The following is a 21,718-nucleotide window of genomic DNA, read 5'->3' as shown; positions in this document are numbered from 1 at the left end:
GTACCGAAACCACATTAGGAGTTTTCTGATGTTGCTACTCAAGGCCGACCCGGAGAAGGAGAAGCGGGCTCTCGAAGCCGAGCGTTTCCGGATCCAGCGTCGCCGCCTGGCCGAGGAGGCCCGGCGAGCCGACGCGCGGTCGGCCGACGCCGACCAGCGCGACCGCGACGAGGCTGCTCGCACAGCCCGCGACGAGCGCCGCCACAAGGCGTTCAAGCGGTGGTCGGCCCGCGCCCAGACTGCGGGCCGGCTGGCGGTCATGTCGATCACGAACGTCGGCGTCAACGTGGTCGCCGTCGCGGGCCAGTTCCTCGTGTTCCAAGCCATGGGTTGGCCGACGCTGCTGGCTGTGCTCGGCGCCGCGATCGTGGAGTCGGTTGCCGTGTATGTGTCATGGCACGCGCACGTCGCGCTGCGCGAAGGTGACTCCGCCTGGTGGCAGCGGATGACGTCGTATCTGATCGGCGCGGCCGCGGGCTACCTGAACTTCACGCACGTGCCCGAGACGCCGGAGCTGTTCGCAGCCTGCTCGTTGGCCAGCCCGTGGCTGTGGTCAATGCACTCGCGGCACCTGCACCGCAAGGATCTGCGGCAGAAGAAGCTGATCGACCCGCGGGCGCCGAAGTTCTCGCCGCTGCGCTGGGTGCTGCACACGGGAGAGACGTTCGCCGCATTCCGGTGGGCGGTCGGTGAGGGCATCCAGTCGCCGACCGCAGCCGTGCAGGTGGTGCGTCAGGCCCGCCGCGTGGAGATGACGTGGCGGTCGGTCGCCCACGCGCAGGGCGCAGTGATCAGCGCGCAGCGGTCCCAGCTTCAGCTCACGCTCACGCGGATGGCCGCGCTCGCGGAGGAGACGCGCGGCCTGGGCCCGGACGCCGAGAAGGCGATGCACGACGCGGCGGTGTTCGTGAACGAGGTGGGCGCCGGCCTGGTGCCGCGCTACCGGCCGTCGCTTGGCCCGGTCGCCGCGGTGGACCGACCGGACCACGAACTGGCCCAGACGCCGGTCCGGCAGACCGGACCGCGGTCACGCTACCGGACCAGGATTCGAGATCACTTCCGGCTGCCGCGCCTGGCCAAGAACCGGATCAGAAACCGGATCGCAAGGCGTGCCGCTGGTCCGGTCAGCGCACCGGACCAACCGGACCAGACGCCCGGCGTCGACGTTCCCGGTCCGGTTCCGCGCAACCGGACCAACCGGACCAAGAAGCGGCCGGTCCACACCGGACCAACCGGACCAGCGGACCGAGTGAACGCGCTGCTCCCGCTGGGTCGGACGATTGCCGAACAGCTCACGCGGTCCGGTCAGAAGGTCACCCGCCGCACCCTCCAGGCCGCGCTTCGTGAGGCGGACCAGACCGTCTCAACGGCGGTCGCCAACGACCTGGTCCGCCTTCTCACTGGACCGGACCGACCTGACCAGCGGACCACCCGAGCAGGCCGCACTACCGGACGAAGAACCGGACCGGCGGACCAGACGCGCGACCAGACCAGCGGGCCGGACCAACACGCCGACCGGACCAACCAGAACACCACGGCAGGAGACGCAGCATGATCGCCAACACCGCCGACGAGATCGACGTCTGCTACATGCCAATCCCCACTTGGGACCACCTCACCGACGCCAGCACCGTCGTCATGGTCGAGATGGTGTTCCGGGCCGACAGCCCGTTCCACGTCCGCCTCACCGCCGAACGCCGGCCCGGCGTGGACGTGCCGCTGGACGTGCTCACCGCGGGCGTGACCGGGCGGGCCGAGTGCGCGGCGCTGACCGCGTTCCCGCTGGATTGGGAGTTCGGACGGTGGGACGTGCGGGAGCCCGGGTGCGAGCCGATCGCGCTGCGGGTGCCCCGGTCGCTGCTCGTGTGGCACCTGCAGACGCTGCCGGAGATCGCTCGCGAGCCGGACTGGGATGCGTTCGCGCGGGCGTGCGCCGGGGGCTTGTCGTGACTGTTCGTAACTGCGCTCGGGTGCGCCAGGCGCCGCTGGTGAGGCCGAGGCCGGGGGAGCGGGGGTTCCAACGCGTGGGCGTGCTGCGCGTTGCGCGTTGCGCGCGCGAGGCCACGCTAACACAGCTCACGCATAGTGACGGAGGACAGATGGTGTCGAATCGCGCCGCGAATCGGCGCACCGAGCACGTCGCGCTCATCGCTGCGGCAGCCAAGGAGACGTCCAAGCCGTGGCGGCTGTACTGGCGAACGGCCTGCTGGCTGATGTCGGAACTCTCCGAATTGCACAAGCGCGACTCTCGCCGGGCGCAGGCAGCATGCGTTGACCTGGCCAAGCAGACACGACAGTTCGCCGAGGCGCTGAACACCGAAGCGGGCGGTGGTCAGTGATGTTTCAGTACTACCAGCCGACCGGCCTGCCTGCCGACAAGCCTGAGGAGGAGACGGCCGAGCAGCCGGCCCCCGCGGCCGACTCGCAGCCCCCCGCGCCGGCGCGGCCCTCGTGGGTCGAGGTCCTGGAGGAGCGGGCGCGGATGCGCGGGCTCAGTACGGCCAGCCTCCCTTCGGTGGCCACGGCGCGCGCGTACCACCGGGAACGCGAGTACGTGCCGTTCGAGGCTGGGCTGCTGGACTGGTTCGCGCGCGTGCACGGCGTGTTTGCCGTCTGCTGGTGCTTCGTGTGCACGTCGGCCGCGTTCTTCGGCGCGGGCGACTACCGCCGCCGCCTGCGGAAGTTTCGCGAGGAGGGACTTCCCGGCCTGTGCCACGCGCAGCTCCCGCCGCTCAAGACGCTGTCCGGATTCCCCCGCGTGTGGGTCGCCGCCTGGTCCTCCCTCTGCTGGCCTGGCCTGAAGTTCTGGGGGCCGATCACGGTCGGCTCCTACCTGTTGATGATCTCTCTTCCCCTCCTGCTGTCCCTGCTCTGAAAGGCAACCCCTCATGATCTGGTTCGTGATGTCCGGTGGCGCCTGCCTCGGCCTCGGCGGCGTGTTCGCCGGTTTCCGCAAGAAGGACAAGCTGCCTGAGAAGGCCATGGGCGTCTTCGCGTCCCTGCTGCTACTGGCCTTCTCGGCCAGCATGTTCCTGCTGCCGGTTGGGCGCATGTTCGTCAACTTCGGCGCGTGGCTCGTCGAGCTTGCAACCGCGGGCAGCGTGAAGACGGTCTTGGGGTCGGTGACGCTGTTCATGGTCACCGTTGCGTTCTTCGCCATGGTCGGCGCTGTGCTCAAGGACTGCCTGAAGGACTCCAAGCCTGATCGGCCCACGTTCGTCGCCTGCTGCATCCTGTGGATCTTCGCCGGGATCGCGTTCGGCGCGCTCAGCGGGCCCGTCGAGTATGACCGGTTCACCGCCGACGTGATGCGCGAGACGGTGGAGAGCTGGGGCCGATGAGCGACTACATCGGTGCCGTCTTCGCCGTGATGGTGGGGTTCGCGCTGCTGTGCGTCGGCATGTGGTTCCTGTTCCGGAAGCCGGACCCTGAGCAGCCGCAGGTGGAGCCGCCCGAGTACACCGCCGAGCAGACGTTCACCGTCAAGACCACGAACATCGCGCTCGTCTGGTTCAGGCGGGCGCTCGGGCCGGCCCGGTCCGAGCGCCCCGGCGACACGGGCGGCAACCAGCGTGCGCGCGATGACCAGGGTGACGACCAGGCCGACGACGAGACACTGCGCCCGGTCGTACCCGTCGTGGTCGAGCAGGTGCGGCCGCAGCAGGTCTCGCCGCCACCGCCGCAGCCTGTGGCGCCTGCTCGTCCTACTCTCGCCCCGCCACCCACACCGACGATCGAGGTCACCGTCGAGCGGTCACGCCCGGCCAGGCCGGCCGCGGTCGAGGCCGAGCCGGTCGGCGATCAACTCCACAACCCCGTACCCGCACCTGTGGAACTCGAAGGAATCGACATGTCGCAGGCCCCCCTCGTGCCTGCCGGTAATGGCACCACCACCCCTCTCCCCACCGTGCCCCAGCTCCAGGAGGCGTTGGCCACGGGAGGTTTCGACAGGTTCATGGCGTGGCTGCGCGCGTTCTTCAAGGCCAGTGGCGCTCTCGAGACCGACGCGCGCCGAGCGCATGACGACTTGATGGACGTCGCGCACCGGGCTCGCAACAAGTACTTCCTCGCCCTGCAGGCGTTCCACGCTGTGCAGGCCGACGAGCTGGACGCGCGCACGGTCAGCCACATGTGGGGCGTCCTGGCCAGCGCCCAGCAAGAAGCGCACGCCGCAGCGCTGGCCACGCAGTACACGGCCGAGCTGGTGACCGCGTGTGGCGGGTCGCCGCCCGCCGTGGCGTCGGCGATCCGTGCACTCGACGACGGACACGGCGACATCGCCCGCTCGGTGAAGGCCGCGCCCGTCCGGGTCGTGCGCAAGTTCAGCTTCTACGAGAACTAGCAAGGAGCACGACGTGGCCCGCCACACCACGCCCGAGCAGCAGCCCGACGAGAAGCCCGAGCAGGACGACGAGCAGGCGCAGGCCCTGGCCAAGACCGCGGCAACCTTCGCCCGCAAGACCGCGTTCCGCTACCGCCACGCCATCGCCCCACACGCCACCGTCGCCAGCGTGTGGGGCACAGGCGTGGTCCTTCACCTCGCGGATGTGCCCGCGTGGCACGTTCTCGCCGGCGAGGCCACCGTGTACGCCGCGGCTTCGGCCGTGCGCGCTCTCATTCCGAAGACGCGCGGGCCTCTCGCCGTTCGCTGGTGGCAGGCCGGCGCGGGAGTGTGGCTGCCTGCGGCGGCCGAGCTTGGCGCGACCGGCGCGATGCAGAGCCTGTACTTCGCGGCCGCGGGCCTGTGGACAGTGCCGTACGTGTGGCGTAACCGCGACTACATCGTCCGGCCGGAGCGTAAGCGCCCGGCATTGACAGCGGCGCAGCAGGCCAAGGCTCTGGAGGCGGACCCGATCGTCAAGCGGTGGATCGCCAAGACCGCAGGCAAGCGAGGCTCACTCCCCGGGTCGGTGCTGAGTGGCCGACAGGAGTTTGCCCACAGCGGCGCCGAGGGGGTCCGCTATCGCATCGTGCTGGACGGGCAGACGACCGAGGACGCCATGGCCGCGCGCAAGCGGATCTGCTCCGATTACGGCAAGGCGATCAACTACGTGCACGTGGAAGAGCCGGACGACGGTGCCCAGAACGCGGCCGAAGTGACGTTCCTGAAGAAGCTGGCCGTCGAGGACCCGGAGCTGTGGGCTGAGCCGCTGCTCGACCTCGCGACGGGCGTGTTGCCGATCGGGCCGTTCGAGGACGGCGCGGGCGACTCGGCGTTGCAGGTGTGGGAGCCGGGGTCGGGGCCGCTGCCGGTCGGGATCTTCGGGTCGATGCGGACGGGCAAGAGCTCCATCCTGAAGATCGCCGTCGCGGAGTTCGCTCGCACCAGAGGCAAGATCGTGCTCGACTATCTGGACCCGCAAGGCGGGCAGAGCTGTCCGTCGCTGCTGCCGTACACGCCGCACGCACGCGGCATCGACGAGATCCGTGACCGCCTGTACGCCTACCGGGAGGAGATGCGCCGCCGGAACGCCTACCTGGCCACGGTCGAGTGGACCGATGAGGACGGCGAAACCCAGCTCGGCGTCCAGTCCTACGACTACCCGGGCGCGCACAATCTGGACCTGCGGATCATCGCGATCGATGAGTTTCACAAGGTCGCCCGGCACGAGGACCTGGCGCAGATCGTGTACGACATCCTCGCTGAGGGCTCCAAGTGCGGCATGACGGTGTGGGTGCTCGACCAGAACGTGTACGTCAACAGCCTGGGCGGTGGCGACATCCTCGCTCTCGTCACGTCGGGGAACGTGGTGGTGACCCGCAACAGCGACGCCCGCATCGCTTCGGCGACATTCGGTCAGCGGATGACCGCGTACCCGCACCTGATCAAGATCAACTTTCCCGGCACCACCAAGACGACGAAGGGCTGCGCGTACGTGCTCGGCGCCACGTCGCGGCCGGTGATGACACGCGCCCGCCACATCCCGAAGATGCGCACCGTCATGCAGGACATGTCGCCTGCGGGCCTGACATGGATGGGCGGCGCATCGGCGGACCCGTCCGGGCCGGCCCAGACGGAACAGGGAGAGGCGGCGGACGAGGTGGTCGTCAGCCTCGACGCGCCCGTACGGATCGAAGCCCTGGATCCGGTCGACGTTGCCGCGGCGCAGGAGTCGGTGCTGTCGCTCCTGGCCGATGTCAGCGAGGGCCTGACCGGGCCGGAGCTGACGGTTGGATCGGGTCTGCCGTTGCCGGTGGCGTTCCGAGTGGCGGCGTCGTTGGTGGAGCAGGGTCGGGCGCGGATGGCCGGTGACCGGTACGTGATCGCGGACAAAGAGCGGGTGTCGTGATGGGCGCGATGGCGCGATTGCTGATCATGCTGGCGTGGCTGTGCTCATCGCAGGCGGCGGCACGCGCGGTGGGAGTGAGTGCTGACCTGGCTGTGGTGGTGCCTGCGGTGGTGCTGCTGTCGTCGGCCCTGGTTCCCCTGCTGGAGATCGGCGCTCGTCTCCTGCCTGTGGCAGCAACGGTCACCTCAGCCTGGCTCTTGGCGGCGCTGACATGGGGCGAGGGGCGGGCGTCTGCGCTGGTCGCGTCCGCGTTGGCGCTGGTGCTGTGGCTCTCGCGGGAGGGTGGCGGCCAGAAGTGACAGTGGCCTAGAGACAAATGCGACATAAGTGCACTGATATGCGCATGTAGATACTGACGCGATTTGACGCGACATGGTGGACAAAACGCATCATTACGCTAATGTGTCCATGTCACGACTGTAACGAAAGTCATGACAAGAGAGATATTAGCTCTTCGCCAGTCACCGAGAACACCCAGACCGGAACGGTAGCCGCTGCTACCGAGCACGACCGGCCCCGGGCGAACGCCTGCCAGCAAACCCGCCCGGGGCCGCACTCCTGTCCAGTTCTTCGACATGAAAGGAGCGCTCCTATCATGGCGCGTCACAGCGCAACCAGTTCCACGCGTCCTACCTCCACGAGACCCAAGGGCCGCGCCACAACCACCGCCAGCAGCGACGACGAATGGCTGACTCTCGAAGAGGTTCTCAAGAAACTGAGGGTGTCTCGCCGGACCTGGGACCGCTGGCGGGAGAGGGGCGAAGCCCCCCGAGCCATCCAACTCCCCGGCGACAAAGGCCCTTACCGGATCCGGCCCGAGTGGCTGCAGGAATGGATCGACGCCCGGGAGCAGGCGGCGTCGTGAAGACCTACGACGTCAAGTTCTGGAGCATCCAGGTCCGCAAGGACAAGCGCAAGCCATACTCGGTCCGCTGGGTCGTCGACGGCCGGACCTTCACCAACACGTTCGCGAAGAACGGCCTGGCCGACTCCTTCCGCGCCGAGCTCATGGCGGCGGCCCGGAAGGGCGAAGCGTTCGACACCGAGACGGGCCTGCCGGAGTCGATGCACCGGGAGGACCAGGACATCACCTGGTTCCAGCACGCGATCGACTACGTAGCCGCGAAGTGGAAAAAGGCGTCCGCGAACTCCCGGCGCTCCATCGTCGAAAGCATGACCGCCGTGACCCCAGCGCTGACCCGCAACCTGCGTGGCGTGCCCGACGACAAGACGCTGCGCGAGGCCCTCAGGTGGGCGTTCATCCAGACCCGGCGGGAGGAGGAACAGCCTGACGAGGTGCAGGCGGCGCTGCGCTGGTTGCACAGGGCATCCTTGCCGCTGCACGCCCTCACAGAACGCAAGGTCGCGGCCAAGGCCCTCGACGCCTGCGCCACACAACTGGACGGCCGAGAAGCGTCTCCGGAGTACTACCGGCGGCGCCGCCGCGTCTTCTACAACTCTCTGCGCTACGCCGTACTCGAGGAGCGGCTGAGGGCGAACCCGCTCGACGACAAGGCGCTCAAGAGCGACTGGAAACAGCCCGACGTCGACGACGCAGTGGACCCGCGCGCGGTCGGCAACCCGCGCCAGATCGCCGAAGCGCTCACCATGTGCAGCTACATCGGCCGCCGCCAGGGCCCGCGCTTTGCCGCCTTCTTCGGCTGCATGTATTACGCGTTGATGCGCCCGGCCGAGGTGAGCCGGCTGCGCCGGGCCGACTGCCACCTGCCTGAGTCCGGGTGGGGCAAGCTCATCCTGGAGGCGTCCAAGCCCGAGGTCGGCAAGGACTACACCGACAGCGGGGAGCTGCACGACGACCGCGCGCTGAAGGGGCGGTCGAAGAAGACGGTCCGTGCGGTGCCGATCCCGCCCGAGCTGGTGGCGTTATTACGCGAGCACATTGCTCGGTTCGGGGTGGCCGAGGACGGCCGGGTGTTCCGCTCCGAGAGCGGACGTCCGGTCCCGAAGTCCACCTACGCACGGTTATGGAAGAAGATTCGGCCGTTCGCGCTCGCGCCTGAGGAGCTTGTCACGCCGTTGATGGGCAGGCCCTACGACCTGCGGCACGCGGGAGTCACCTGGCGTTTATCGACAGGGGTCCCCGCGGCTCAGGTCGCTCAGTGGGCCGGGCACAGTGTGGAGGTCCTGCAGCGGATCTATCACCGTTGCATGGCCGGTTACGACGAGGTGTGGATCGAGCGAATGGATCGCGCCCGAGGGGATGGTTAGTGGAATGCGGATCGCGAATGACTCGCGAAAATCGTCGCAATGTGGCGTACGGCGTCGCAAGGTGGCGTAGGCACGTGATCATGGATAGAAGCGAAAAGCCAGGTCAGACGGCGTCTGGCCTGGCTATCGAGAGTGCCCCCTGTAGGATTCGAACCTACGCACCCGGCTCCGGAGGCCGGTGCTCTATCCCCTGAGCTAAGGGGGCTCGACGAGTCAAAGGCTATCAGCATCGTGGCAGTAGTCTGCACCGGATAACGCTCGTCGAACACATCCTGTGAAAACCGCCCGTGACCGCCCCGCTACAGGTTAACTTTGCGCCCGTGGGCGAGGTTCTTGGCAAAGTACTGGTCGTGGACGATGACGAGGTCATCCGTCAGCTCATCGCGGTCAACCTGAACCTGGAGGGGTTCGAGGTCGCGACCGCCACCGATGGGCAGGATTGCCTCGATCGCGTGCGGGACGTCATGCCGGACGTCATCACGCTGGATGTGATGATGCCCTACCTGGATGGGTGGGCGACGGCGGAGAAGTTGCGTACGGAGGAGGACACCAGTCACATCAAGGTCGTGTTGATCACGGCGCGGGCGCAGGATGACGACAAGCGGCGGGGGCGGGGGATCGGGGTCGACGCCTACCTGACCAAGCCGTTCGATCCGGCGGAGTTGATCCAGGTGGTACGGGATCTGGCGGCGGGGTCGTAGGGCGGGACAAAGTCGCGGTCGGCCGATGAGGCGCATGCGCAGGTGTTGCTCTTCTTCCGTACGCTGACGGCAACACTCTCCTTCGAAGGGTTGAAACGTGCGTAGCTCGATTTTCGGCAACCTCGACGGCCAGTCGCTGCCCGGCGGGTTCGTTCTGGAGAACGGCAAGATGCTCCGGGTGCAGTTGCCCCACGAAGTGCTCGCCAAGCAGGGGTCGATGGTCGCCTTCCAAGGGCAGATGGACTTCGACTACGAGGGCTCCGGGGGGCTCGGCAAGCTCTTCAAGAAGGCGGTCACCGGTGAGGGCGCGTCGCTGATGCGGGTACGCGGCGAGGGCCTGCTCTTCCTCGCCGACAACGCCGACGACATCCACCTGTTCTACCTGGAGAACGAAGGGCTGACCGTCAACGGGCGCAATCTGCTGGCCTTTCAGCCGCAGCTCACCTGGGACATCCAGCGGGTTCAGGGGGCCGGGGTGGCGGCGGGCGGGCTGTTCAACACGACCGTCACGGGGACCGGGTGGGTGGCGGTGACCACGCACGGCACGCCGGTCCTGCTCGACGTCGCTCGCATGCCGACGTTCGCCGATGGGCAGTCGGCGGTTTGCTGGAGCACGGGGCTGCAGGTCGGGGTCAATCGGACGATGAAGGTGGGGGCGTTGATCGGACGGGGGAGCGGGGAGGCCATGCAGTTGGCGTTCCGGGGGCAGGGGTTCGTGTTGGTGCAGGCCAGTGAGGGTGCGCCGATACCGGCCGCCTCCTGAGGGCCTCCGTGTCCGCGGAGCTGCTCCAGGCGGAAGGAGCCACGACCCAGGAGCCAGGAGCTAGGAGCAGGTCGGCGTGGGAGCGGTGTTGGTGCCGTTCCACGAGGCCAGGAAGCCGAACATGGCCGTCGCCCCGGGCGCCAGGGCACCGTTCCAGCTCACGTTGCGCACGCTCACGTCAGATCCGCTCGCGCTCAGCGTGCCGTTCCAGATCTGGCTGATCTGCTGCCCGTCGGCGAACGTCCACCGCACCGTCCACGCGCTCATCGGTGCCGTGCCGGTGTTCTTGACCGTGACCTCACCCTGGAAGCCGCCCTGCCACTGACCGGCGTTCTTGTACGTGGCCGTGCAACCACCACCCACCGTGGGGGTGACCGTGGGGGTGACGCTCGGGGACGGCGTGACGCCGGACAGGGCGTTCACCAGGGCCGGGTACCACTTGTCGGAGATCTTCTGGTCGCCCGCGGCGTTCGGGTGCACCCCGTCGTACGTGTCCGCGCTCGTGCTGAACCCCGTCCACTGGTCCACCACCGTGATCGGCGACTGCTGGGTGGAGGTGGCGGCGGCCCAGCCGGGGATGGCGTTGTTCAGGTTCACGGCGCGTTGGGCGCAGTCGGCGCAGCTGGACGGGTTCATCGGGATGATCTTGGCGACGAGGATCTTCATGGCGGGGTTGCTGGCGCGCATCTGGTTCACCAGCGTGGTGTACGCGCTGAGGATCGTGGCCGGCGCGATGTTGCTCCACACGTCGTTGGTGCCGAAGTGCATGATGACGACGTCGGGCTTGGTCGCGTTCAGCCAGCCGGGCAGCTGGTTCTGGTTGGCGACGTTCGTGGCTAAGAAGCCGCCGTGTCCCTCGTTGTCGCCGTCGTACGAGACCGAGCAGCCCTGCGCCGGGAGGGTGCCGACGAAGTCGATGTTCGTGTAGCCGGTGCTCTGGAGCCGGTTCCAGAGCAGGGCCCGCCAGCAGCCCGGGGATCCGGTGATCGAGTCGCCCAAGGGCATGATCCTCGTGGCGGCGGCGCCGGCCGGCGTGGTCGTCAGGAACATCACCGCGCCGGCCAGTGCCAGCAACGCCGCAAGCAGGGCGCTGGTCTTCCGCATCGTCTGCTCTCCCGTCGTAGCTTGCGCAGATCGTAAGGAGAGCGCACGGGAGGCGGGAAGGAAGTGGTCCGCGCGGGGGCACGCGACCTGCGGCGATGCGCGATCAGGGATGTAACTTTCAGTGGCGGACCACGGCGAGCGGGCACGGCGCGTGGTGGAGCAGGGCCTGGCTGATCGAGCCGATGATCATCCCGGCCAGCTGCCCGTGGCCGCGCGACCCCACCACCAGGAGGTCGGCTCTCGCCGCAGCCTCCTTGAGCACCTCGACGGGATGCCCGTGGACGACCTCCGCCACCACGTCCACGCCCGGATGCCGCTCCCGCCGCCCGGCCACCAGCCCCTGCAGCGTCCGCAGCGCGTTCTGCTCGCTCTCGCTGTCGGCCGGCTCGAAGCCGGTCAGCTGCGGCCAGGCCCACGCCTGTACGGCACGCAGCCGCGTACCGCGCCGCTCGGCCTCGGCGAAGGCGAAGTCGAGCGCCCGCAGCCCGCACGCCGAGCCGTCGACCCCGACGACCACCTCACCGCGCGGCGGCCTGGGCAGCTCGTGGACCAGGACCACGTCCGTGCGGGCGTGCGCGACGACCCCGTGCGCAACGGACCCGACCAGCAGCCCGCGTACGCCGCCGACTCCGCGACTGCCCACGACCAGCAGCTCGGCCCCCTCGGAGGCGTTGATCAGCGCGGTACGGGGATCGCCGGGCAGCAGCTCGGAGGTGACCTCGACGTCCGGATGCTCCCGGCGTACCCGATCCTCGGCTGCGATGAGCACCGTGTTGGCGCCCTCGCGCAGCCAGTGGCGGATCTCGGCGTAGCGGCCGTCGCTCTCCTCGTACACCCATCTCGCCACGGCGTGGGCGACGGTCAGTGGCGTACGGCGCAGCGCGGCCTCGTCGGCGGCCCATCCGACGGCCTCCAGCCCGGTACGTGAGCCGTCCACACCGACGATGATCATGTCGTAGACCCTTCAGACCAGCACGTAGCACTCCACCTCGGCGCGGCGGAACGACAGTCCCTGGTCCGTGGAGTCCTGCGTGCACTCGCGCTCGGCCCTGCTGAGCTTCAGCGTGCCGCACACGGAGATGCCGGAATACGTGCGGCAGTCGAGCGTTGTGTCGGTTTTGCCGATGCGGTACCTCGCCCTGACCTCCGCACGGCACTCCGCTCGCGCCTTCCCCGTGTTGGCGTAGCGGCACTGGGCGATCAGGGTCTGGTACTGCTCTTTGCTTACTTCGTGCTGTTCGAAGCCATCCCCGGCAGCGGTGGGCCCCCCGAACGCGGCCACCACCACGAGTCCTGCGACAGCGGCGATCTTGTTCATATTTCCCCTGATGGGGTCCGTACCGCTCAGGGCGATCGTCAAACCTCGCGGCGGAGCGCCAGCACGCTGAGCCAGGTGCGGTGAGTGGTCAGCAGATTGTGCTCCAGCACTTCGAAATCGGCCGATTCGAGCGCCGCCAGCAGCGTGTCCGGGTCGCGGTGCACGAACCAGCGGGAGACTTCGGCGCCGTGCGAAACGTGTTCCCATGCCTCGCCGTCGCCGGCCGAGGTGCTCATCCCCAGCACACCTCCCGGCCGCAGCGCAGCCGACCAGGCACGCAACGTCACCTCGGTCTGCGCGGCGGGCACGTGCAGAAGCGCCGCCATCGACCACAGCCCGGCCAGCGAGCCGGGGGCCAGCGGCGGCCGGCGCAGGTCGCCCAGCGCGGCAGGCACCCCGCGGGCGGCGGCGAGCCTGGCCATCTCGGCCGAGCGGTCGATGCCGACGACCGTCAGTCCCTGCTCCCGGAACCACGCCGCGTCGCGCCCCGGCCCGCACCCCAGGTCGGCGACCCTGCCCCCGGCGGGCAGCGCGTCGGCGAACCGCCGGCGGAAGGCCAGGAACCAGGCGCTGACGTTCTCGGTGCGCTCGGCGTAAACGGGTGCGAGGCGGTCATAGCCGGCTGTGGTGCGGATGATCTCATCGTCCATCACCTCGATCATGCCAGGTTTGGCGCGGCGCCCGGCGTGGGTACGTTCCCCGCCAGTCCAACGCGGGAGCCCGGTGCTGACCGGGCTGAGAGGACGGCTGACAGCCGCCGACCGCCAGAACCTGCTCCGGATAATGCCGGCGAAGGGAGTTTGCGCGATGAGTGACGCGCGTTTTACCAAAATCTACACCGGTGACCTCCGCGTGCCGATGCGCCAGGTGCGCCTGTCGGACGGCTCGGCGGTGACGCTGTACGACACGTCGGGCCCGTACACCGACCCGGCCGTCGAGACCGACGTCAGGCGAGGGCTGCCGCGCCCGCGCGAGCAGTGGGTACGCGACCGCCGCGCGGCCGGCGAGCCTGTCACCCAGGTCGCCTGCGCCAGGAAGGGGCTGGTCACCAAGGAGATGGAGTTCGTGGCCGTGCGCGAGGGGCTCGCCCCCGAGTTCGTTCGCGAGGAGATCGCGGCTGGCCGCGCCATCATCCCCGCCAACGTCAACCACCCCGAGTCCGAACCGATGATCATCGGCCGCAACTTCCTCGTGAAGATCAACGCCAACATCGGCAACTCCGCCGTGACGTCCTCCATCGAGGAGGAGGTCGAGAAGATGACCTGGGCCACCCGCTGGGGCGCGGACACGATCATGGACCTGTCCACCGGCCCCGACATCCACGAGACCCGCGAGTGGATCATCCGCAACTCGCCCGTCCCGGTCGGCACCGTGCCCATCTACCAGGCGCTGGAGAAGGTCAAGGGTCGTCCGGAGTCGTTGTCGTGGGAGGTCTACCGCGACACCCTCATCGAGCAGTGCGAGCAGGGCGTCGACTACGTGACCGTGCACGCGGGGGTGCGGCTGGCGTACGTGCCGCTCACCGCCCGCCGCAAGACCGGCATCGTCTCGCGCGGCGGCTCGATCATGGCCGCCTGGTGCCTGGCGCACCACCGCGAGAGCTTCCTGTACGAGCACTTCGACGAGATGTGCGAGATCCTGGCCCGCTACGACGTGTCGTTCTCGCTCGGCGACGGGCTGCGGCCAGGCTCGATCGCGGACGCCAACGACGAGGCTCAGTTCGCCGAGCTGCGCACGCTCGGGGAGCTCACCAAGATCGCACGCCGGCGCGACGTCCAGGTCATGATCGAGGGCCCCGGCCACGTGCCCATGCACAAGATCAAGGAGAACGTCGACCTGCAGCGCGAGCTGTGCGACGACGCCCCCTTCTACACCCTGGGCCCTCTGGTGACCGACATCGCGCCCGGCTACGACCACATCACCTCGGGCATCGGCGCCGCCATGATCGGCTGGTACGGCACCGCCATGCTCTGCTACGTCACCCCCAAGGAGCACCTCGGCCTGCCGAACAGGGACGACGTCAAGACGGGCGTGATCACGTACAAGATCGCCGCCCACGCCGCGGACCTCGCGAAGGGGCACCCGCGGGCGCAGGCGTGGGACGACGCGCTGTCGGACGCGCGGTTCGAGTTCCGCTGGGAGGACCAGTTCGACCTGTCGCTCGACCCCGACACGGCCCGCGCCTTCCACGACGAGACCATGCCCGCCGCGCCCGCCAAGACCGCGCACTTCTGCTCGATGTGCGGGCCGAAGTTCTGCTCGATGCGGATCAGCCACGACGTGCGGCGCTACGCCGACGAGCACGGGCTGGCCGCGGAGGAGGCCCTGGAGGCGGGTCTCGCCGAGAAGGCGGCGGAGTTCACCAGCCGTGGCTCCTCCATCTACCTGCCCCTGGCCGACTAACCCGGTAGCGTCTCGCCGCCGACCGGGGCCGGCACCTCGCCCGTGCAGTACGACGACAGCCGCGCCGCGGCGAATCCCATCGGCGGTCTCAGAGGGACTTGTTGCCGCGCAGGCCGTTGATCGAGGAGGTGTTGACGATCGCGCTCCCCTCCCGCAGGTGGGGGAGTGCGGCCTCGGTGACGCGGTAGTAGCTGTGGATGTGATCGGGTATGCCTAACGCCCTGGCCTGCTCAGACTGCGGTGGCGTGCCGGCGCACGCGCAGGCTGAGGACGATCAGCATGATCCCGGCCAGGATGGCGTAAATACCGATGATCAGCGCGATCGTGAGCGCCCCGGTCGCCGGCCAGATCAGCACGAGCGCGCCGAAAAGCACCGACAGCGCCCCCGACACGAGGTGCAGCCACTCGCCCTGGACCTCCCTGCGCATCCTGATCGCCGCCATGATGTCCATGACGCCGGTCACGATCGCCCAGATCCCGATCAGCAGCGTGACGACCAGCACCGTCAGCCCCGGCCAGATCAGGCACATGATCCCGAACAGCAGTCCGGCGACGGCCAGCAGGATCAGCGGCGCACGCTGCCCCTTGGCTGCGCGGGTGGCGGCGACCGCGGCGAGCCCGCCGTCCACGATCGCGTACGCGCCGAACACGATGGCCAGCACCAGCAGCGTGATGCCCGGCCAGGCCACGGCCATGACGCCGAAGATCAGGGCGAGTACGCCGCGCAGGGTGAGCACCCACCAGTGCCCCAGGTAGTCATCGATCACGATCGTGCTCCTTCCCGGAGAAGGGATCGGGCGATCCTGCGCGTACTCCCGCAGGCTCGTCGCCTGGTTACTTACCGTAATATCAGCCGACCTAACGCCCTTCGAGTGATCCAGATCTTGATGCTCCGCGTCACCGGGCAGTTCGGCGACGTACGGCTCGACGTCGCCGAACGTCCGCGCGCCGAGCACCCCACTCAACCGCTGCTGGAGCTCCTCCAGCGTCAGCCGCCCCCCCGCCGACCGCGGACCGCGGCCGGTTGTCAGCCTCACCGTGGCCGGGTGCGAGGGGAACGACGCCCTATCGTGAAGGGATGTTGACGGTCGGCATCGATCTCGCGGCGGAGGCGGTGCGAACTGCGGTGGCGTGGCTCGACTGGTCGGCCGGCCGTGGCCGGCTGGTCAGGGTGGAGGTCGGGGCGGACGACGCCCTGATCGTCGAGGCGGTGATGGGTGCGAGCAAGGCAGGGGTCGACTGCCCGCTCGGCTGGCCCGACAGGTTCGTCGACTTCGTCACCGCCCACCGCGCCGGACACGTACAGGTGCCGGAGGGGCTGGCGGGCCGGGCCTGGCGGCGGGATCTGGCGCTGCGGGTCACCGACCAGGTGGTGCACGCGCAGACCGGGCTGACGCCGCTGAGCGTGTCGGCCGACCGCATCGGGCACGCCACCATGCGCTGCGCCGCTCTGCTGGCCGAGCTTGCGCGGCGGGGCCGGCCGGTCGATCGGCGAGGCGGCGGGGCCGTCGTGGAGGTCTATCCGGCGGCGTGCCTGAAGCGGTGGGGGCTGCCGTACCGGGGGTACAAGCGCGCCGCCAACCTCACCGAGCTGGGCCGGCTCGCGGACCGGCTTCTGGAGGCGGCGCCGTGGCTGGAGCTGGGTGGGTACGAGCCGCTCTGCCGGGCCTCGGACGACGCCATCGACGCCGTCGTGTCCGCGCTCGCCGCACGCGCATCGGCCCTCGGCCTGGTGACCGTGCCGGCGGGGGAGCAGGATGGCGTGGCACGTACGGAGGGCTGGATCGCCCTGCCCACCACACCCCTGGACCATCTCGCCACGGACGGGTGAGGAACACCTGCGACCTGTCCCCGGATCCCGGAAGGGAGCCGAGCCACCGGTGCCGGCTCACACCATGGCCAGGTAACCGGCCAGCTCGTCGGATGAGTCTGTGGAGATCCCGACATATCCGTCCGGCCGGATGAGCGTGTGGCGCGCCCCGCCGTACGGTTCGGCCGGCGCGTGCGCGCGCACCTGTGGGCCGTTCGGCACGCGCGGCGCGGGGTCCGGCGACAGCAGCGTGAAGTGCGGCCCCCGCAGCAGGTCGAACATGCGCGCCCGGCTGCCGTCGGCCAGGAGAAGCGGTCCGTCGGGCACCCGGTCCCCGCCGCCTTGGGCCAGTGACCCGCCTCGGTAGCTGAGCTGCAGCTGGTAGGTCTCCTCATCGCGTTTGTAGGTCTTCTTGTCGTGCAGGTACGTGCTGAGGCCGAGCATGCGGGCGGCGAGCGGGCGGCGCTCCTCCTCGTAGGTGTCGAGCAGCGACTGCGGCGCTCCGCCGAGCACACGGGCGAGCTTCCAGCCCAGGTTGTAGGCGTCCTGCACACCGGTGTTGAGTCCCTGCCCACCCGCGGGGGAGTGCGCATGGACGGCGTCTCCGGCCAGGAAGACGCGTCCGGCCCGGTATCTGTCGGCCAGGCGGATGTTGACCCGGTACAGGGAGGACCACAGCAGCTCGGTGATGCGCACTCCCCGCAGCATCGACCGTTCGGCGAAGAGCTGCTGGTAGCCGGGCAACGTCAGGTCCGGCCTCACGCCCGCCTTGATGGGGGCGAGCAGCTGGAAGGCGTCGGTGCCGGCCATGGGGTACAGCACCACCATGCCCTTGCCCGGCCGGACCCACACGTGAATGTGGTCCCGGCCGAGCCCTTCGACGCGCACGTCGCCCAGCACCATCCGCTCCTCCTCGCGCGTCTGGCCGGTGAAGCCGATGCCGAGCGCCTTGCGTACGGTGCTCTTGCCGCCGTCGGCGGCGACCAGGTAACCGGCCCGCAGCGTCGCCCCCGTGCCCAGCCTGGCCGTCACGCCCCGCGCATCCTGCTCGAAGCCGGTCAGCTCCGCGTCGTGCTCCACCTTCCCGCCCAGCTCGGCCAGCCGCTCGCGCAGGACCGCCTCGGTGCGCCACTGCGGATGCATCATCACCATCGGGTACGGCACGGCGTCGGTCGCCGTGGCGGGCTTGTGCATGCGCCCCTGGTACACCGGCACCGGGCCGATTCTGACCCGCAGCGGCGGGTAGACCGTCGCGGACGCCAGCACCCGGCCGATCACCTCCAGGTCGTCGAAGATCTCCAGTGTTCGGGGCTGCAGGCCCTTGCCCTTCGAGCCGAGGGCGGGCTCCGGCGCCCGTTCCACGATGCGGTGGTCGATCCCGCGCCTGGCCAGTTCCACGGCGAGGGTGAGCCCCGTAGGGCCGCCGCCGACGATGAGCACGTCCGTCTTCTCAGTCATGGCCCGACCGTGCCAGGCCGCGCTGCCATATCTCTGCCGGGCTCTGCCGGGACCGCCCGGAGCCGGAGCGAGTGCTGGTCTGCCATCGGGTGTGGGGCCGGCTTCCGACGAACTGCAGTAGAACAAAGCCTCAAGGTCTTGGTCTCATCCCGGCGAAGCCTGCGGGAGGCCGGCGCCCCTGCACGACCTGGGTAACTCCGGTAAGCACTTGGTTCGGCGATGAGGAAGTCTGGGGGAGTGATGTCGTTCAAGGACGATCAGATCGCGAGGCTGGCCGAGTCCGGATGGGCTCGCTGCGCGTCGGTGGCCGAAGCGGTGGCACAGGCCGGGCTGCCGGCGGTGACGCCGGACTACCTGGCGACGGCCTTCCCCGGCGAGCTGTGGGCCGCCGCCGAGCGCGCGGTGCTCGCCCTCCGCGGCCACTTCGCCTCGGCTCGCTTCGCCGACGAGACGACGTACGGGATCCTCCTGGTGCCGGACCCCGGCAAGCTGGACACCCGACGCCCGACGGCCGCAGCGGTCAGGGCAGACCAGCTCGGCTCGCCTGCGAACGACGTGTTCGACGAGCGGCTGCCCGCGGGAGTCCTCGGCGTAAGGAACGGCACGCCCTGGACCATGGTCGCCACGGTCACCGGCGCCTATGGGCCGTCTCTGGGCAGTCACAACCAGATCGTGGACGGGCCGGCGGCGGCGTTCACGGTGGACGGCGTCGACACCAGGACGCTGATGATCCGGCAGCTCTGGGGAGCGCGAGTTCTGCAAGGCGGCCCGGAGCTGCCTGACTGCGAATCCAACCAGAGGTGGACGTTCACCCTGTTCCCCGGCGAAGGTCTCACCGAGGGCCTGGCCGAGTCCGGCACCGTGCTCAAGGGCAGGGTACGTTTCCGGCTCGGCAAGCCCGATCGCGGCATCGGATCCGCCCGCGTGGCCCCTGCCATCGCCGTCACCTAGCGAGCAGGGCCCGGCGTCGATCCGGTCCGGCGGGGGCGCCTAGTCGCTCTCGGGCGCGTGTTGGTTGGAATCTGTGACTGAACAACACGTTGGAGCGGCTCCAAGGCGATCGCCACGACGACTCGATGATCAGCGCGCCGGCCGACGACAACCGGGTGCCAGGACGGGCATCGCCACTGCGGGGCGGGGAGCGCGAACACTTTTGGGGTCATCGGTGAAGGAAGGACGATGGATTCGCACTAGGGAAGGCGGCCGATGACACCCAGAGCGATGGCGAGAGCCGTGATATGACCCCGGTGACGGAGCAGGCGGATAATGACGCCACTGACGCCATGATCATCGAACGGTCCTTACGGCAGCCGGAATGCTTCGCCGCGCTGTTCGACCGCTACTACTCCTCGATTCACGGCTACGCCGAGCGGCGGCTGTCCCGCCCGCTGGCCGACGATATCGCCGCCGAGACGTTCCTGATCGCGTTCGACCGGCGCGACACCTACGACCTGTCCCGATCGGGCGCCCAGCCGTGGCTGTACGGGATCGCCTCGAACCTGATCTCCCGCCACCACCGGGCCGAGATCCGGCAATACCGCGCGCTGGCCAGGACGGACTCGGGGGACGTCGCCGAGGACCACGCCGAGCGGGTCGTGGACTCGCTCGACGCCCTCGGCACCCGCGGTCGGTTGGCGGCGGCGCTGGCCGAGCTGACGGACGGCGACCGGGACGTGCTTCTGCTTGTCGCCTGGGCCGAGCTGACCTCCGACGAGGTCGGCAGGGCACTCGGCGTGCCGGCGGGCACGGTCCGCTCGCGCCTGCACCGTGCTCGTACGAAAATCCGGGCCGTGCTGGATCCGGCTCTCACCAGGAAGGAGCGCTGATCATGAGCGAACTCTCGCAGGCTGATCTGGAGGCCCTGCGCCAGGCCTGGCCACAGCCCGCCTCGCCGTCCCCTGACGCCTATTCCGCCGCAAGGGGCGCGCTCCTCCGGCGGGCCGCGGCGGTGGCGCCCCGGCGTGCCGGTGGCTTCCGGCTGCCCAGGGCCGGTCGGCGGGCGGTCACGGTCGGCGTGCTCGCCGCCGTGATCACGGCGGTCGCGCTGGTGGCCGACCCCGTGGGCGTCGAGGCGCCGCGTTCTGTCGTGCCCGGCCTGGCGGTGCCGGCCGCCAACGCGCAGGCGCTGCTCGGCCGGGCGGCCCAGGCCGCTGGGAACCGGGCGTTCACCGCTCCTCGCCCTGACCAGTGGGTCTACATCGAGACGCGCATACAGGGGGTTGGGAAGGCCGCCCCGGGTGAGGTGCAGACTCCCCGAACGCCGCTGGAGACCCGCGTGGACCGGTCGTGGACGCGGGCCGACGGCAAGGAGCTGGCCCTCTTCGAGGACGGCGAGCTGGTCCGTTCCCCCACCGGCGGCGCCATGCCTCCGCAGGACTATGCCACCGTGGCGACACTCCCCACGGACCCCGACGCGCTGCTGGCCTGGATGTACGCCGCCATGGGCGGTCGGCACGGCTCCGAGGAGGACCGGGAGATCACGGCCTACCGGCTGCTCGGCTCGCTGCTGGCCAACAACCTGGTGCCGCCGGCGCAGGAGGCGGCCGTCTACCGGGCCCTGGCCAAGATCCCGGGGGTGACGGTGAACCCGGACGCGGTCGACGTCGAAGGGCGTCCGGCGGTGGCGGTGGCCCGTGTCGAGGGCGGCTGGGTGAGCCACGAACTGCTGCTCGACCGCGTCACCTACACCTACCTGGGCGAGCGCGCGGTCGCCGGCGCCGACTACACCGCTCCAGGACCGGGCGTCCGCACGGAGGATGGCCGGAAGATCATCAACATGGGGGACTCCCACACGATCAAGAAGGGAACGATCCTGACGCTCGCCGTCCGCCTGGACATCGGGGTCACCGACCGGCCCGGGGTACGGCCCTGAGCGGTGGCGGCCGGCGCGGGCGGGCGCTGACCGCGGCGTTGCTGCTGCTGGCGCTCCCCTCGGCCGCCAACCTGGCCGATGGGCTCACCTGGATCTGGACGCCATCGCTCCCGCTGCCGCTGCTCGACCTGCTGGCGCGGGCACAACTGCTCGGCGCGTGGCTGGTGGCCGACCTTCTCGCCGCCTCGGGCGCCTTGGGGGCGGCGGGGGTGGCGGCATTGCTCGCGCGGGAGCGGGCCGCCGGCACGGTGACGCTCGCCGGGGTTTCGGCGATCAGCCTTGCCGCCGCCGTGATCGGGGGTGGATGGCTCCCCGCATGGTACGGCGTGGCATACGCTGTGGCGTTGATCCTGTTGCGAACCTCCCGGGCGGCGTGACCGCGACCGCAACCACCAGGCCGGGCAGGACGGGTGATCGCCCGCACGCCCGGCTGCGACCGGAACAAGCAACGCGTTCGCGACCGTAGAGTTGACGAGTTCACCCGGCTGTGGCATTCTGAAGGCGGCAGCGAGGTTGACGCTTATAGTATGTGTAGACATACGTTTGCGGTTTGCGTTATGCTGCTTCCTTGCGCTGCCTTTCGACGCCCCGGATTCCGTCGGGGCGTTTGGCGTGCGCGCAGTTCGATTCCATCCGTGACCTCCGGAAGGACATCTGTTGGCAGCCTCGCGCAACGCCTCCGCCGTACCCGCTGGTCCCAGTCGCGTCTCATTCGCGCGCATTCAGGAGCGCCTCGAAGTTCCTGACCTCCTTGCCCTGCAGACCGAGTC

At 69.5% G+C, this 21,718-nt stretch carries 24 protein-coding genes, 1 tRNA gene and 1 riboswitch; of the genes, 18 read left to right on the top strand and 7 right to left on the bottom strand.

The annotated features are described in order from the left end of the window. Positions 1-28: 28 nt before the first annotated feature. The 10 genes from EJK15_RS06620 (at position 29) to EJK15_RS06575 (ending at position 8,519) form a co-directional block, all read left to right on the top strand. Positions 29-1,555, top strand: a complete 1,527-nt coding sequence (locus EJK15_RS06620; RefSeq protein WP_138709479.1) for a hypothetical protein — start codon at positions 29-31, stop codon at positions 1,553-1,555. Continuing rightward, positions 1,552-1,950 (top strand): hypothetical protein, encoded by a 399-nt coding sequence (locus tag EJK15_RS06615; protein WP_138709478.1) that lies wholly within the window; start codon positions 1,552-1,554, stop codon positions 1,948-1,950. Before EJK15_RS06620 ends, EJK15_RS06615 begins: the two co-directional genes overlap by 4 nt. Positions 1,951-2,024: 74 nt before the next feature. Further along, a complete protein-coding gene (locus tag EJK15_RS06610) occupies positions 2,025-2,339 on the top strand; it encodes a hypothetical protein (protein WP_171074151.1) in 315 nt (104 codons plus the stop codon). After that, positions 2,339-2,875 (top strand): hypothetical protein, encoded by a 537-nt coding sequence (locus tag EJK15_RS06605; RefSeq protein ID WP_138709476.1) that lies wholly within the window; start codon positions 2,339-2,341, stop codon positions 2,873-2,875. Before EJK15_RS06610 ends, EJK15_RS06605 begins: the two co-directional genes overlap by 1 nt. Positions 2,876-2,888: 13 nt before the next feature. Next, entirely contained in the window at positions 2,889-3,341 is a 453-nt protein-coding gene (locus EJK15_RS06600; protein ID WP_138709475.1) for a hypothetical protein, read from the top strand. Next, positions 3,338-4,342: a hypothetical protein gene (locus tag EJK15_RS06595; RefSeq protein ID WP_138709474.1), complete on the top strand. Its 1,005-nt coding sequence runs from the start codon at positions 3,338-3,340 to the stop codon at positions 4,340-4,342. Before EJK15_RS06600 ends, EJK15_RS06595 begins: the two co-directional genes overlap by 4 nt. 13 nt (positions 4,343-4,355) lie before the next feature. Beyond that, the gene (locus EJK15_RS06590; protein WP_138709473.1) at positions 4,356-6,290 is read left to right on the top strand and encodes a hypothetical protein; all 1,935 of its coding nucleotides are present in this window, start codon (positions 4,356-4,358) and stop codon (positions 6,288-6,290) included. Between the two features lie 8 nt (positions 6,291-6,298). Further along, positions 6,299-6,589 (top strand): hypothetical protein, encoded by a 291-nt coding sequence (locus EJK15_RS06585; RefSeq protein WP_138709472.1) that lies wholly within the window; start codon positions 6,299-6,301, stop codon positions 6,587-6,589. Between the two features lie 101 nt (positions 6,590-6,690). Further along, positions 6,691-7,155: a helix-turn-helix transcriptional regulator gene (locus tag EJK15_RS77435; protein ID WP_420847023.1), complete on the top strand. Its 465-nt coding sequence runs from the start codon at positions 6,691-6,693 to the stop codon at positions 7,153-7,155. Next, positions 7,152-8,519 (top strand): tyrosine-type recombinase/integrase, encoded by a 1,368-nt coding sequence (locus EJK15_RS06575; RefSeq protein WP_206060694.1) that lies wholly within the window; start codon positions 7,152-7,154, stop codon positions 8,517-8,519. Before EJK15_RS77435 ends, EJK15_RS06575 begins: the two co-directional genes overlap by 4 nt. Positions 8,520-8,652: 133 nt before the next feature. Here the strand turns inward: EJK15_RS06575 and EJK15_RS06570 are convergent. Next, positions 8,653-8,724, bottom strand: a tRNA-Arg gene (locus EJK15_RS06570). Between the two features lie 115 nt (positions 8,725-8,839). Between EJK15_RS06570 and EJK15_RS06565 the strand changes: the two genes are divergently transcribed. Then, a complete protein-coding gene (locus EJK15_RS06565; protein ID WP_138709469.1) occupies positions 8,840-9,220 on the top strand; it encodes a response regulator transcription factor in 381 nt (126 codons plus the stop codon). Positions 9,221-9,317: 97 nt separating this feature from the next. Beyond that, complete coding sequence (locus tag EJK15_RS06560) at positions 9,318-9,983, top strand: AIM24 family protein (RefSeq protein ID WP_171074150.1); 666 nt, start codon at positions 9,318-9,320, stop codon at positions 9,981-9,983. A 60-nt stretch (positions 9,984-10,043) separates the two neighbouring features. Here the strand turns inward: EJK15_RS06560 and EJK15_RS06555 are convergent, their stop codons facing one another. From EJK15_RS06555 to EJK15_RS06540, 4 genes are all read right to left on the bottom strand, one after another. Continuing rightward, positions 10,044-11,087, bottom strand: coding sequence for a cellulose binding domain-containing protein (locus EJK15_RS06555; protein WP_138709468.1), 1,044 nt, complete (start codon positions 11,085-11,087; stop codon positions 10,044-10,046). A gap of 118 nt (positions 11,088-11,205) precedes the next feature. Continuing rightward, positions 11,206-12,039: a universal stress protein gene (locus tag EJK15_RS06550; RefSeq protein WP_138709467.1), complete on the bottom strand. Its 834-nt coding sequence runs from the start codon at positions 12,037-12,039 to the stop codon at positions 11,206-11,208. Positions 12,040-12,051: 12 nt separating this feature from the next. Next, positions 12,052-12,405, bottom strand: a complete 354-nt coding sequence (locus EJK15_RS06545; protein ID WP_240776806.1) for a hypothetical protein — start codon at positions 12,403-12,405, stop codon at positions 12,052-12,054. A 38-nt stretch (positions 12,406-12,443) separates the two neighbouring features. After that, positions 12,444-13,055, bottom strand: a complete 612-nt coding sequence (locus EJK15_RS06540; protein WP_171074149.1) for a class I SAM-dependent methyltransferase — start codon at positions 13,053-13,055, stop codon at positions 12,444-12,446. Between the two features lie 52 nt (positions 13,056-13,107). Further along, positions 13,108-13,220: riboswitch (TPP riboswitch) on the top strand. Between EJK15_RS06540 and thiC the strand changes: the two genes are divergently transcribed. Then, on the top strand, positions 13,213-14,808 hold the full coding sequence (gene thiC / locus EJK15_RS06535; RefSeq protein ID WP_138709465.1) for a phosphomethylpyrimidine synthase ThiC: 1,596 nt from the start codon (positions 13,213-13,215) through the stop codon (positions 14,806-14,808). It overlaps the preceding riboswitch by 8 nt. A 230-nt stretch (positions 14,809-15,038) precedes the next feature. Here thiC and EJK15_RS06525 read toward each other — a convergent pair whose 3' ends face one another. After that, positions 15,039-15,845 (bottom strand): DUF308 domain-containing protein, encoded by an 807-nt coding sequence (locus EJK15_RS06525; RefSeq protein WP_138709464.1) that lies wholly within the window; start codon positions 15,843-15,845, stop codon positions 15,039-15,041. 41 nt (positions 15,846-15,886) lie between these two features. On the opposite strand from EJK15_RS06525, the gene EJK15_RS06520 reads away from it, so the two are divergent. After that, positions 15,887-16,639: a DUF429 domain-containing protein gene (locus EJK15_RS06520; RefSeq protein WP_138709463.1), complete on the top strand. Its 753-nt coding sequence runs from the start codon at positions 15,887-15,889 to the stop codon at positions 16,637-16,639. A gap of 57 nt (positions 16,640-16,696) precedes the next feature. On the opposite strand, the gene EJK15_RS06515 is transcribed toward EJK15_RS06520, so the two are convergent. Further along, positions 16,697-18,076 (bottom strand): FAD-dependent oxidoreductase, encoded by a 1,380-nt coding sequence (locus EJK15_RS06515; protein ID WP_138709462.1) that lies wholly within the window; start codon positions 18,074-18,076, stop codon positions 16,697-16,699. Positions 18,077-18,295: 219 nt separating this feature from the next. Here EJK15_RS06515 and EJK15_RS06510 point away from each other — a divergent pair, with 219 nt between their 5' ends. The 4 genes from EJK15_RS06510 to EJK15_RS06495 all read left to right on the top strand — a co-directional run bounded on the left by EJK15_RS06510 (position 18,296) and on the right by EJK15_RS06495 (position 21,325). Next, a complete protein-coding gene (locus EJK15_RS06510; protein ID WP_138709461.1) occupies positions 18,296-19,027 on the top strand; it encodes a hypothetical protein in 732 nt (243 codons plus the stop codon). A gap of 287 nt (positions 19,028-19,314) precedes the next feature. After that, a complete protein-coding gene (locus EJK15_RS06505; RefSeq protein ID WP_138709460.1) occupies positions 19,315-19,902 on the top strand; it encodes an RNA polymerase sigma factor in 588 nt (195 codons plus the stop codon). Between the two features lie 2 nt (positions 19,903-19,904). Next, the gene (locus EJK15_RS06500) at positions 19,905-20,948 is read left to right on the top strand and encodes a CU044_5270 family protein (RefSeq protein WP_138709459.1); all 1,044 of its coding nucleotides are present in this window, start codon (positions 19,905-19,907) and stop codon (positions 20,946-20,948) included. Between the two features lie 38 nt (positions 20,949-20,986). Continuing rightward, positions 20,987-21,325 (top strand): hypothetical protein, encoded by a 339-nt coding sequence (locus EJK15_RS06495; RefSeq protein WP_138709458.1) that lies wholly within the window; start codon positions 20,987-20,989, stop codon positions 21,323-21,325. Positions 21,326-21,718: the final 393 nt, after the last annotated feature.

This window comes from Nonomuraea basaltis, from assembly GCF_005893125.1.
Classification (GTDB): domain Bacteria; phylum Actinomycetota; class Actinomycetes; order Streptosporangiales; family Streptosporangiaceae; genus Nonomuraea; species Nonomuraea basaltis.
This window is presented reverse-complemented; position numbering and strand designations above follow the sequence as displayed.